Origin of the sequence: Pseudomonas sp. AP19, from assembly GCF_001728855.1 — a bacterium.
GTDB classification, from domain to species: domain Bacteria; phylum Pseudomonadota; class Gammaproteobacteria; order Pseudomonadales; family Pseudomonadaceae; genus Aquipseudomonas; species Aquipseudomonas fluorescens.
Genome location: NZ_LXJP01000017.1, coordinates 99,267 through 109,762 on the forward strand (window position 1 = coordinate 99,267; position 10,496 = coordinate 109,762).

The 10,496-nt window shown below is 61.6% G+C and carries 11 protein-coding genes; 6 read left to right on the top strand and 5 right to left on the bottom strand.

Annotation, left to right across the window (positions count from 1 at the left end; all coding sequences use genetic code 11):
• The first annotated feature begins 34 nt into the window (after nucleotides 1-34).
• The 3 genes from A7D21_RS14490 (at nucleotide 35) to A7D21_RS14500 (ending at nucleotide 2,111) form a co-directional block, all read left to right on the top strand.
• Nucleotides 35-1,138 carry a PepSY domain-containing protein gene (locus A7D21_RS14490; protein WP_069551989.1) on the top strand — a complete coding sequence of 368 codons (1,104 nt, stop codon included), beginning with the start codon at nucleotides 35-37 and terminating at the stop codon, nucleotides 1,136-1,138.
• Nucleotides 1,135-1,317 (top strand): hypothetical protein, encoded by a 183-nt coding sequence (locus A7D21_RS14495; protein WP_053258361.1) that lies wholly within the window; start codon nucleotides 1,135-1,137, stop codon nucleotides 1,315-1,317. The genes A7D21_RS14490 and A7D21_RS14495 overlap by 4 nt, the downstream gene beginning before the upstream one ends.
• A gap of 164 nt (nucleotides 1,318-1,481) precedes the next feature.
• Nucleotides 1,482-2,111, top strand: coding sequence for a glutathione S-transferase (locus tag A7D21_RS14500; protein ID WP_069551990.1), 630 nt, complete (start codon nucleotides 1,482-1,484; stop codon nucleotides 2,109-2,111).
• Nucleotides 2,112-2,297: 186 nt separating this feature from the next.
• Here the strand turns inward: A7D21_RS14500 and creD are convergent, their stop codons facing one another.
• Genes creD through A7D21_RS14520 form a run of 4 tightly spaced genes read right to left on the bottom strand, consistent with a single transcriptional unit; the run spans nucleotide 2,298 to nucleotide 6,354 of the window.
• Complete coding sequence (gene creD / locus A7D21_RS14505; protein WP_053258363.1) at nucleotides 2,298-3,671, bottom strand: cell envelope integrity protein CreD; 1,374 nt, start codon at nucleotides 3,669-3,671, stop codon at nucleotides 2,298-2,300.
• 51 nt (nucleotides 3,672-3,722) lie between these two features.
• A complete protein-coding gene (gene creC, locus A7D21_RS14510) occupies nucleotides 3,723-5,162 on the bottom strand; it encodes a two-component system sensor histidine kinase CreC (protein WP_069551991.1) in 1,440 nt (479 codons plus the stop codon).
• A complete protein-coding gene (creB, locus tag A7D21_RS14515; protein WP_053258365.1) occupies nucleotides 5,162-5,830 on the bottom strand; it encodes a two-component system response regulator CreB in 669 nt (222 codons plus the stop codon). The genes creC and creB overlap by 1 nt, the downstream gene beginning before the upstream one ends.
• An 8-nt stretch (nucleotides 5,831-5,838) precedes the next feature.
• Nucleotides 5,839-6,354: an ATP-dependent zinc protease gene (locus A7D21_RS14520; RefSeq protein WP_053258366.1), complete on the bottom strand. Its 516-nt coding sequence runs from the start codon at nucleotides 6,352-6,354 to the stop codon at nucleotides 5,839-5,841.
• A 171-nt stretch (nucleotides 6,355-6,525) separates the two neighbouring features.
• Here A7D21_RS14520 and A7D21_RS14525 point away from each other — a divergent pair, with 171 nt between their 5' ends.
• The gene (locus A7D21_RS14525) at nucleotides 6,526-7,404 is read left to right on the top strand and encodes an acyltransferase (RefSeq protein WP_053258367.1); all 879 of its coding nucleotides are present in this window, start codon (nucleotides 6,526-6,528) and stop codon (nucleotides 7,402-7,404) included.
• Nucleotides 7,405-7,859: 455 nt separating this feature from the next.
• Here the strand turns inward: A7D21_RS14525 and A7D21_RS14530 are convergent, their stop codons facing one another.
• On the bottom strand, nucleotides 7,860-8,429 hold the full coding sequence (locus A7D21_RS14530) for a DUF2780 domain-containing protein (RefSeq protein ID WP_053258368.1): 570 nt from the start codon (nucleotides 8,427-8,429) through the stop codon (nucleotides 7,860-7,862).
• Between the two features lie 151 nt (nucleotides 8,430-8,580).
• Between A7D21_RS14530 and A7D21_RS14535 the strand changes: the two genes are divergently transcribed.
• Both A7D21_RS14535 and A7D21_RS14540 read left to right on the top strand, forming a co-directional pair.
• Entirely contained in the window at nucleotides 8,581-9,207 is a 627-nt protein-coding gene (locus tag A7D21_RS14535) for a sigma-70 family RNA polymerase sigma factor (RefSeq protein WP_053258369.1), read from the top strand.
• On the top strand, nucleotides 9,204-9,881 hold the full coding sequence (locus A7D21_RS14540) for an anti-sigma factor domain-containing protein (protein ID WP_053258370.1): 678 nt from the start codon (nucleotides 9,204-9,206) through the stop codon (nucleotides 9,879-9,881). Before A7D21_RS14535 ends, A7D21_RS14540 begins: the two co-directional genes overlap by 4 nt.
• Nucleotides 9,882-10,496: the final 615 nt, after the last annotated feature.

Sequence of the window (10,496 nt, forward strand, 5' to 3'; positions counted from 1 at the left end):
CCGGGGCGGCTTGGGTGTGTCTGAAGGCAAAAAAATGAAAAGCAAAACCATCCGCCGCTGGTCCTTCATCCACACCTGGACGAGCCTGATCTGCACCGTCTTCCTGCTGCTGCTCGCCCTCACCGGCCTGCCGCTGGTGTTTCACCACGAGATCGACCACCTGCTGGGCAACGAGCCTGAACTGGCGCAGATGCCCGCCGACACGCCACACCTGAACCTTGAGCAACTGGTGGCCAAGGCCCAGGCTCATCGACCGGGTGAGGCCATGCAATACCTGGCGTGGGACGCCGACGACCAGAACGGCGTGATTGCGATCATGGCCGCCACGGCCGGCACCGAACCCAACTCGTCTCACACCTTCATGCTCGATGCGCGCACTGGCGACGCCGTGGAAACCCCGGCGGCCAACGGCGGGCTGACGCTGTTCCTGCTGCGCCTGCATGTGGATATGTTTGCCGGCCTGCCGGGCAAGTTGCTGCTGGCGTTCATGGGTATTCTGTTTGTGCTGGCGATTGTCTCGGGCACGGTGCTGTACCTGCCGTTTATGCGCCGCTTGAAGTTCGCCACCGTTCGCCAGGACAAATCCACCCGCCTGCGCTGGCTCGACCTGCATAACCTGATTGGCGTGGTCACGCTGACCTGGGCGCTGGTGGTGGGCGTGACCGGCGTGATCAGCGCCTGCGCCGACCTGATCATCGCCGCCTGGCGCCAGGACAGCCTCAGCGCGATGATCGAGCCCTACAAAAACGCGCCGCCGCTGACACAACGCGCACCGGCCACCGAGCTGCTGAGCATTGCGGCCAAGGCCGCGCCCGGCATGCAGCCGGACTTTATCGCCTTCCCCGGTACGCGCTTTTCCAGTGAGCATCATTACGCCGTGTTCATGAAAGGCAGCACCCATCTGACCTCGCACTTGCTCACGCCGGTGTTGATCGACGCGAGCACCCTGGCCGTCACCGCCATTGCCGAACGGCCGTGGTACATGGACGCCATGGGCATGTCCCAGCCCTTGCACTTTGGTGACTATGGCGGCCTGCCGATGAAGACCCTGTGGGCGGTGCTGGATGTGTTGACCATCATCGTGCTGGGCAGCGGCGTTTACCTGTGGATCGTGCGGCGCAAGGCGGCCAGGGCATGAAGCCGCGTCAGTCGAATTTCTGGAAGGTGTTTGCTATTCCGCTGGGGATTGGCGTGCTCAGCGCAGCCGGGTTGTTTGCCGCGTTGCTGGGCGATGGGCTGTGGGATTCGCTCAGTTGGGTCGGCTTGGGGATTCCCGCTGTCATGGGTGTTTGGGCCTTGTGTAAGCGGCGCGGCTGAGGGCGCCATCGCCGGCAAGCCAGCGCCCACCTTGGGCTGCGTTCACAATTCAAAATGTGGAAGCGGGCTTGCCGGCGATGAGGCCCTCAAAAACACCCCAAAACCCCCTCGCCAGCCACGGCGCAACCCTCTAGGCTAGCCACTGCCCATTCAGAGGAATGCCCATGTCCGTGCCCAGCATGACCTTGTTCCACAACCCCGCGTCACCGTTCGTTCGCAAAGTCCGCGTGCTGCTGGCCGAGACCGGTCAGCAGGACCGTGTGGCCCTGCAAGGTTGCATGCCGACACCGGTCCAGCCGGATGCGCAATTGGTGCACGACAACCCCGTGGGCAAAATCCCGGCCCTGCGCCTCGCCGACGGCACGGTGTTGCACGACAGCCGGGTGATCCTCGACTACCTTGACTATCAGCATGTCGGCAACCCGCTGATACCCCGCGACGGTTCGGCACGCTGGCGGCGCCTGACCCTGGCCTCGATGGCCGACGGCATGATGGATGCCGCCGTGCTGGTGCGTTACGAGACGGCCTTGCGCCCGCCGGAAAAACACTGGGACCAGTGGCTGGAAGAACAGCGCAACAAGATCCGCCGCACCCTCGTCGAGCTTGAGTCCGATGCAATTGCCGAGCTGGCCAGCCACTTCGACATCGCGTCCATCAGTGTGGCGTGCGCCCTGGGTTACCTCGACTTCCGCCACCCCGACCTGCAATGGCGCGACGCTAACCCCAAGCTTGCCGCCTGGTACGCCGAGGTCAGCCAGCGGCCTTCGATGCTGCAGACCCAGCCACCGGTGTGACATTCATGCCCCTCCATTGTAGGAGCAGGCTGGCCTGCGATTGCGGCGTGTCATTCAGTGCACCTGTTGGTGACCCAGCGCTTTCGCAGGCAAACCCGCTCCCACATTGGAAGGTGGTGGCGTTGAGGAATATGACGATTCTTGCCGCCAGCTGCGCGCCCACCCGCTGATCCTCACGCAACCCGATCATTGCACGGCCTCCAGATCAAACTGCAGAGGCTCGCTCGCTTTGCGCTTGCCCACGCCATACCAGTCGAGTTTGCGCGTCAGCACCATCACCGTGCCGAGCAGGCCGAACAGCAACAGCGAGCCCATCAGCAGCGCGTAATCCTCGGCACTCAGCAACCCGTACAACAAGCCATACAACGCCGCCAGCCCCGCCGAAAACCCCAGGCCGTGGGTGACGCTGCGCAGCACATGGCACACGTAGAAACCAATCAACAGCACACAGGCACTGGCGGATATCACATACGCCAGCGCAAACCCCAGGTGCTCGGACAACGACAACAGCAGCAGGTAGAAGAACGCCAGGGCAACACCCACCAATGCGTATTGAATCGGGTGCACAGCCAGGTTCTTGAGCACTTCGAAGAGGAAGAAGCCGGCAAACGTCAGGGCGATAAACAGCAGCGCGTATTTGATCGCGCGGTCGCTCTTGAGGTATTGGTCGACCGGGTCGATGAAGTTTACGCCGAAGCTGCGGTTGGTGAAGTCTTCACAGCCCTGCCGGTCCAGGCAGGTTTGCAGGGCTTGCTCGAGGTTGGTGGAAAAAAACGAGGTCTGCCAGTTGGCGGTGAAGCCTTTATCGGTGACGTCTCGTTGGGCCGGGAGGAAGTTGCCGATAAAGCTCGGGTGCGGCCAGTTAGAGGCGAGTGTGACCTGGCTGGTCTTGCCCACCGGGACGACTTGCAGCTGTTCGGTGCCCTGCAGGCGCAGGTCGAACGCGAAGTCCACCACGGCCGGTTTTTTGCTGTCCTGCTCGGGCAGCATTACGTGCACGCCCTCCCCCAGCCAATCCACTTGAGTGCCCGGCGAGAACGCCAGACGCTGGCTGCCCAGCTCCAGCTTCAGCGCGTTTTCGATCCCGCGAATATCGCTGATACCCACCGCCAGAAACGCCGGTTCAAAGCGGTAATCGGCAAAGTCCTCGGTGATGCCCAACTGCGCAGGCAGCTCAAAATGCCCGCTGATACGGTTATCGGCATGGAACAGTCGCGCCTGGTAGATGCCCCGTGCGCGCAGTTCGGTTTGCACCTTGCCGTCGAGCTCAAAGCGGTCCGGCAGGAAATACAGACGACCGCGCTCTTCACGGGTTTGCTCGTAGCGTTTGTTGAGCTTTTCATTGAGTTTCCACTCGCGCACGGTCTTGCGGTACGGCACCACCATCACCGGCCCGGTGAGGCGCTGGCTGTAGCTGGAGCTGCGGGCGATGTCCATCAACACGCCATCGCGCAGTTGCTGGCGGTCGCTGATGATGCCGTTGATCATCAGCAACGGAATCAGTAACAACAGAATCAGCAGCGCAATGGCGCCAAGTTTGAAAAGCAGGCTGCGGTTCATGGGGCTCTCCCTGTTTTGATAGGCAGAGCGTGAGCCGCGCGTATGGGCGATTTATGTGGGCAATGTGGAGACTGTGTGGAGATGCAGCACCACTTGCACACCGCCTTGCACATTGCCGATCTGCAAAGCGCCGCCATGCAGCTTCATCACTTCTTCAACGAAGTTCAGGCCCAGGCCGGTGCTTTTGCGCCCGCTGGCCGGGCGTGGCAACGAGTAGAAGCGCTCGCTCAGGCGCGGCAGTGCGTAGTCGGGAATCGGCGCCGCCTGGTTGAACAGGCTGACGTACACGTCGTTATGCTGGGTTTGCGCGCTGAATTTCAACGCGCCGCAAGGTGGCGTGAAGTCCAGGGCGTTTTCCAGCAGATTGCCCAAGGCCTGGCGCAACAGGAAAGGCTCGCCGAACACCTTCACGTCTGCGGCAATGGCTTGCTCGACCTGCAAACCGGCGCCTTCGATTCGTGCGCATTGGGCCTTGAGTACCTCATCAACCAGGGCGGCCAGCGGCACACTGGTTTGCGCTTCAAGGCCCTGACGCTGCTCCACTTGCGCCAGGTTCAGCAGGCGTTCGATCAACTGTTGCAGGCGCGCGCTTTCACTGTCGATATTGCTCACAAAACGCTGCTGCTGCTCGCGGGTCATGTCGCCCTGCAACAGTTCCGCCGCGCCGCGAATGGCGGCCAGCGGGCTCTTCAGTTCGTGGGTCAGGGTGTGCACGTAATGCTCGACGTAGGCCTTGCCCTCCAACTGCGTGCGCATGTGCTCCACGGCGGTGGACAGTTGCTTGAGTTCGCCGCCACGGTAATGCGGCAGCTCGGCACGCCGCCCTTCGCTGACTGCCTGTGCATAAGCCGTCAGCCGGTGCAGCGCAACACTCAACCACCACGACAACAGCGCGCCCAGCAGCAGGCCCATCACCACCAGCCCCGCGCCGTACCACAGCAGGCGGCGCTCGGTGCGGTCGACATAAGGCTGCAACGAACTGTTGGGCTTGGCCACGGTGACCACGCCGATGATTTGCCCGTTATCGCGGATCGGCGCACCGACATGCATCACCGACGAGGCCGGATCATCCGCTGCGCTGCGCGTGGAGCGCGCGCCGTACTCGCCGCGCAGGGTCAGGTACACGTCGTTCCATTTGGAATAGTCCTGGCCCACCGCTTCGCCCCTGGAGTCGAGCAGCACGATGCCCTTGGCGTCGGTCACGTAAATGCGGTGGTTAACCTGGTTTTTCGGCAGGCCCCAGATGGTCGCGCCGGGCTGGCGATTGCCGTAGGCCTTGAGCAGTTCGGCCCAATGGCTTTGGCCGAGGGTATGGTTTTTCACATCATCGCGCAGAATCTCGGCCAGTAGATTGGCGGTGTCCACCAGGGTTTCTTCAGTGGACTGGCGCACGCCCGGGCGGATTTCCTTCATCACCGTGTTGAGCACAAAGTAACCGGTCAGGCCGATAAACAGCGCATACACCAGGAAAATCCGCAGCCCCAGGCGCATCAGCTGTGGCTCGGGCTGTAACTGTAGCCCAGGCCACGATGGGTCTGGATCGGCTCGGCATCGGCCGCAATAGCCCGCAGTTTGCTGCGCAGGCTCTTGATGTGGCTGTCGATATTGCGCTCGTAGCCGGCATCCGCCGCCACGCCCACCGCGTCGAGTAATTGCTCGCGACTGAACACGCGTTCGGGTTGCTCAAGCAGGCTTTGCAGCAAACGGAATTCATGCCGGGTCAGGCTCAATGGCTGCCCGCGATAACTGATTTGCATGCGTTCCAGGTCCACCTGGAACACGGCGGGCGCCACACCTGGGCCGACGCGCTTGAGGATCGCCCGCACGCGCGCCGCCACTTCCCGTGGGCTGAACGGCTTGACCACATAATCGTCGGCACCGATCTCCAGGCCCACCACGCGGTCAATCTCGGCATCGCGAGCACTGAGGAACATCACCGGCACTTCGCTGAAACGGCGCAATTGCTTGCAGGTTTCAAAGCCGGTGATATCCGGCAAGCCAATGTCGAGGATGATCAGGTCGGCTGGCGTCTGGCGCTGATGGGCCAACGCCTCCTGGCCGAGGCTCAACCAGGTGGTGGTGAAGCCCTCGCCGTGCAGGGCGAAAACCAACGTGTCGGCTATCGCCGCTTCGTCTTCGACAATCAGGATATGCGGCATGGGTTCAATCAGCAGTCCGGTTTGTCAGCGGTATACCGACGGGCCGGGTTTACCGCCGCGCCGAATTCACGCAAGGCCTTGGCGCCGATCAGCAGCGGGTAGTTGAAGCTGCTGCGGTCGGTGAGGTTGACCTCGACGGTGCGCTTGACGTTACCCAGGCACATTTCCAGGTCAATCACCGGACGCTTGGCCACCGTGGCTTCGTCCTTGTCCTCGTCTTCGTCGGCGCGGCTCTTGATCTTGCTGATACGCGAGACTTTATGTTCGTAGACCTTGTCGCTCGCATCCTTGCCGCCGAGACGGAAGCGCACCCAGTCGTCACCGTCGCGGGTGAAGGTTTCGATGTTACGGGCCGACAGCGAGGCAGTCAGCGCGCCGGTGTCCATCTTGGCCTTGAAGGTTTCCCCGATCTCGGGCAACTGGATGTATTCGTAGCGACCGTAGAGGGTCGGTTCGGCGGCCATGACAGGCACAGCGGCCATAACGGGAAGAACCAGGGCGAACGCAGCAAGGAGCAATTTCACGAAGTGATTTCCTCGAAAGAAGTAGGCGGATTCTAGACCGCAAAAGCCGGACTAAGTTAGTTCTCAACCATACCGGGCGCAGTGTGAAACATTCGTGCGGTGATTTGCGATTTGGCCTCTCGACTCAGCTTGCTTATCATGGCTCGCCCACGTCGATTCCAAGAGTTACTTATGCGCCGCCTGCTCACCGGCTGTTTCGTCACACTCCTGCTATTGCTCAACACCCTGGTGCTGTTCGGCCCCTTGATGGTGTTTGCCCTGATCAAGCTGGTGGCCCCCGGGCGCTTTCGCGACTATGCGTCCTGGGCGGTGATGTGGATCGCCGAAACCTGGGCGGAAATCGACAAGCTTATATTCTCGCGGTGCACGCCCACTCAATGGGACATTCGCGGCGGCGACGACCTGCGAAGCGATACCTCCTACCTGGTGATCAGCAACCATCAGTCCTGGGTCGACATTCCGGCCTTGATCCAGGCGCTTAACCGCCGTACGCCGTTCTTCAAATTCTTCCTGAAAAAAGAGCTGATCTGGGTGCCCTTCCTTGGCCTGGCCTGGTGGGCGCTGGATTACCCGTTCATGAAGCGCTACACCAAGGCGTTCCTGGCCAAGCACCCGGAACTGGCGGGCCAGGACCTGAAAATCACCAAACAGGCCTGCGAGCTGTTCAAGCGCCAGCCGGTGACGGTGGTCAATTACCTGGAAGGCACGCGGTTCAGCGAGGCCAAGCGCACCCAACAGGATTCGCCGTTTTCGCGGCTGCTCAAGCCCAAGGCGGGCGGCGTGGCGTTTGTGCTGGCGGCGATGGGTGAACAGCTGGACGCGGTACTCGACGTGACCGTGGTCTATCCGCAGCACACGATTCCAGGGTTCTGGGACTTGATCAGCGGCGCGGTGCCGAAAGTGATCATTGATATCCGCACCCATGAGCTGGACCCGGCGTTGTGGCAAGGGGACTACGAGAACGATCCGGCCTTTCGCCAGACCGTCCAGAACTGGGTGAACCAGCTCTGGCAGGAAAAAGACCAGAGAATTGAGACGCTACTCAAATAGGCCTGCCAACGGTGTGCACAGCCTGTTCACACACCGCAAATGAAGCACATTGAGTGCGAACTAACGGGGAACACATTCTCCCCAAATGTTGAGTACCGGCTCATAAGGCGCTTGGGGTTCTTGTGCCTTCGAGGCATCGGCCACTTCGTTCCGGGCATTAGTGTGCCGCGGGCGACCGATCAAACCGGTCCCTTGTGGCTCATACGGGATGGCAGGAGGATTGACCCAATACGAGACGCTGACAGGCAAATGCAATGTTTTCATCGTGCCACCACTTAAAGTCCAATGAATGAAACCTTCCAAGCCCGTTATGCGCGAAGCTTGAAAGGTCTCCCTCTGTGGCGTGCCCTGTTCAGCGGTTCCCTACGATTTTATACGCCTCATTACGTGTGCTTTTTGATTGTTTGCATCAATGAAGGCCTCGCACCGTATGCGACATACACACTCACCGGTATTTAGCTGCCGGTGCCCCAGGCCGAAGCCAATTTGCCCAGCACTGACTGGTTGGCGCCCTGGCCACCCAGGTACTGCAGGATCACCGGCGCAAACTTGCCGATCATGCTGTTATCCATGCCCAGCGCGCTGAACGCGGTGTTGAGGTCGCTGGTGTCCTTCACGTTACCCAGCAGGCCGTCCAGGCCGCTGGTTTTGCTGCCGCCGCTCTGACCGAGCATCCCGCTCAAGGCGCCGAGGCTACCCAGCGAGTTGCTCCCGGACAGTTGATCCAGGCCCGGCACGCTCTTGCCCAGTTGCGAATAGTCAGTGCCGCTCAGCTTGTTTTTGGCCAGGCCGAGCATGGCGCCGGTGCCGCCGACGGCTTGTTCCGGGGTAATGTTCAATTGCGAAGTCAGGGCCTGCAACAGGCCAGCGGTCTGGGAGCTCGGCGCTGCGGCAGCCGCCTTATTGTTGCCCTGGGCACCGGAGACGGCATTGGCCACGTCACCGAGGCTGAAACCTGCGGCAAACACCGGGCTGGCGGCCACGGTCAACAGGCATGACAGGGCAAAACCGCGTGAAATCTTCATCAAGACAACCTCTGAATGTAGGAGCTAAAAGCACGCGTTTGACTGACAGTCCCGAAGGAATGTTCCCACCTAAAGATTAGTTCAGAAAAAGCTGCATCCAAATGTTCCCCGCGCGCGTATATCCCCCATGCACCGCCCGGAGTCGGATGGAATGAATGCTCAAGCTGGACTACCCTCTGCCTACCGTGCGCAGTCCCGTCGCCCTCGTCCGAGAGCCTGGAGAAGCCCTATTTCGATCAATGATGCTGACCCGTTGCGGCCTTTGCTGGCCCAATGCGCCCTGGGCAACCGCCAGGCGTTCGAAACCCTCTACCGCAGCGTTTCGCCACGGCTGCACGGTGTGGCGTTGCGGTTCATGGGGCGCTCCGACCTGGCCGAAGAGGTGTTGCAGGAGGCGTTTGTGCGCATCTGGTACAACGCCTCACGCTACGAAGCGCACCTGGCGGCGCCGATGACCTGGATGGTGAATATCACGCGTAACCTGGCCATCGACCAACTACGCAAACACCGCGAACAACCCTTGGCCGACGGCCAGCAGGACGCCCTGCTCGACGACGGCCCCAGCGCCCACGAGCAACTGGATAACGAACGCGAAGCCCGTGCGCTGAATCGCTGCCTCGACACGCTGGACGGCATGCAGCGTCAATCGATCACTGTGGCTTACTTCCAGGGCCTGTCGTGCTCGGAATTGGCCGACCACTTGGCCGCGCCCCTGGGCTCGGTCAAATCCTGGATTCGCCGCGGCATGGAACGCCTGCGCAGGTGCCTTGAATCATGAACTACCAAACGACCGCGCTGCGCCGCGCCCTGGCTGCCGACTACGCCATCGGGCTGATGCCCGCCACCGCCCGTCGGCGTTTCGACGCCCTGTTATTGGAAGACGCTGCACTGCGCGTCGAACTGGGCCATTGGCAGGATGCACTCGCCAGCCTCACCGGTTCTTTGCCCGAGCGGCCGGTGCCGGACCACGTGTGGGCGGGCATCAAGGCGCGGATCGAGCCGCAAGTGCTGCACGTGCCGGCGAAGAAACCGTTCTGGATGAACCTGCGCGTACTGATGGCCGCCTGCGCGGTTGTCGTCGCCGTGTTGGTCGGCGTGCTTTATCAGCGTGATATCGGCGCCGAGTACAACGCCACGCTGGTCGCGGCGAACCAGCAACCGGCGCTGCAGATCCAGGCGTTTGGCGATCATCTGCAAGTCGAGCCGCTAACGTTGGCGGCGGTAGAGCCGACACGGGCCCTGGAACTATGGGTCATTGCGGCCGGTGGCAAACCTGTCTCCCTGGGCTTGGTGCCGACTTCGGGTAAAGGCCGAATCCAGCTGAGCAAGGAACAGCAAGCGCTGTTGACTGCACCCGCGACCCTGGCCGTCAGCCTGGAGCCACAAGGCGGCTCACCCACCGGACAACCCACCGGCCCCGTGCTGTACCAAGGCGCCCTGGCCTCTCGCTGACCCCTCTCAACACCTGTGGGAGCGGGCTTGCCCGCGAAGGCGGTGGGTCAGCTGATGAATGTGTTGACTGACACGCCGCCATCGCAGGCAAGCCAGCTCCCACATTTTGATCTTCACCGGCCGGGCGACTTGCTCACACCACTACCCTGTGGGAGCGGGCTTGCTCGCGAAGGCGGTGTATCAGTTGATGAATGTGTTGACTGACCCACCGCTTTCGCGAGCAAGCCCGCTCCCACATTTGATTTTCATCGGCCGGGCGACTTGCTCCAGGCGTTTCCCTGTGGGAGCGGGCTTGCCCACGATGGCGGTGTATCAGTTGATGAATGTGTTGACTGGCACGCCGCCTTCGCAGGCAAGCCAGCTCCCACATTTTGATTTTCATCGTCTGGGCGACTTGCTCACACCACTACCCTGTGGGAGCGGGCTTGCTCGCGAAGGCGGTGGGTCAGCTCAGAAAAGGTTGGCTGGCACGCCGCCATCGCAGGCAAGCCAGCTCCCACATTTTGATCTTCATCGGCCGGGCGACTTGCTCACACCACTACCCTGTGGGAGCGGGCTTGCTCGCGAAGGCGGTGGGTCAGCTCAGAAAAGGTTGGCTGGCACGCCGCCATCGCA

Coding starts and splice junctions, on each gene's coding strand:
- A7D21_RS14525 (WP_053258367.1), top strand. CDS start 6,526: ATGCGCCGCCTGCTCACCGGCTGTTTCGTCACACTCCTGCTATTGCTC.
- A7D21_RS14490 (WP_069551989.1), top strand. CDS start 35: ATGAAAAGCAAAACCATCCGCCGCTGGTCCTTCATCCACACCTGGACG.
- creD (WP_053258363.1), bottom strand. CDS start 3,671: ATGAACCGCAGCCTGCTTTTCAAACTTGGCGCCATTGCGCTGCTGATT.
- creB (WP_053258365.1), bottom strand. CDS start 5,830: ATGCCGCATATCCTGATTGTCGAAGACGAAGCGGCGATAGCCGACACG.
- A7D21_RS14500 (WP_069551990.1), top strand. CDS start 1,482: ATGTCCGTGCCCAGCATGACCTTGTTCCACAACCCCGCGTCACCGTTC.
- A7D21_RS14535 (WP_053258369.1), top strand. CDS start 8,581: ATGAATGCTCAAGCTGGACTACCCTCTGCCTACCGTGCGCAGTCCCGT.
- creC (WP_069551991.1), bottom strand. CDS start 5,162: ATGCGCCTGGGGCTGCGGATTTTCCTGGTGTATGCGCTGTTTATCGGC.
- A7D21_RS14540 (WP_053258370.1), top strand. CDS start 9,204: ATGAACTACCAAACGACCGCGCTGCGCCGCGCCCTGGCTGCCGACTAC.
- A7D21_RS14530 (WP_053258368.1), bottom strand. CDS start 8,429: ATGAAGATTTCACGCGGTTTTGCCCTGTCATGCCTGTTGACCGTGGCC.
- A7D21_RS14495 (WP_053258361.1), top strand. CDS start 1,135: ATGAAGCCGCGTCAGTCGAATTTCTGGAAGGTGTTTGCTATTCCGCTG.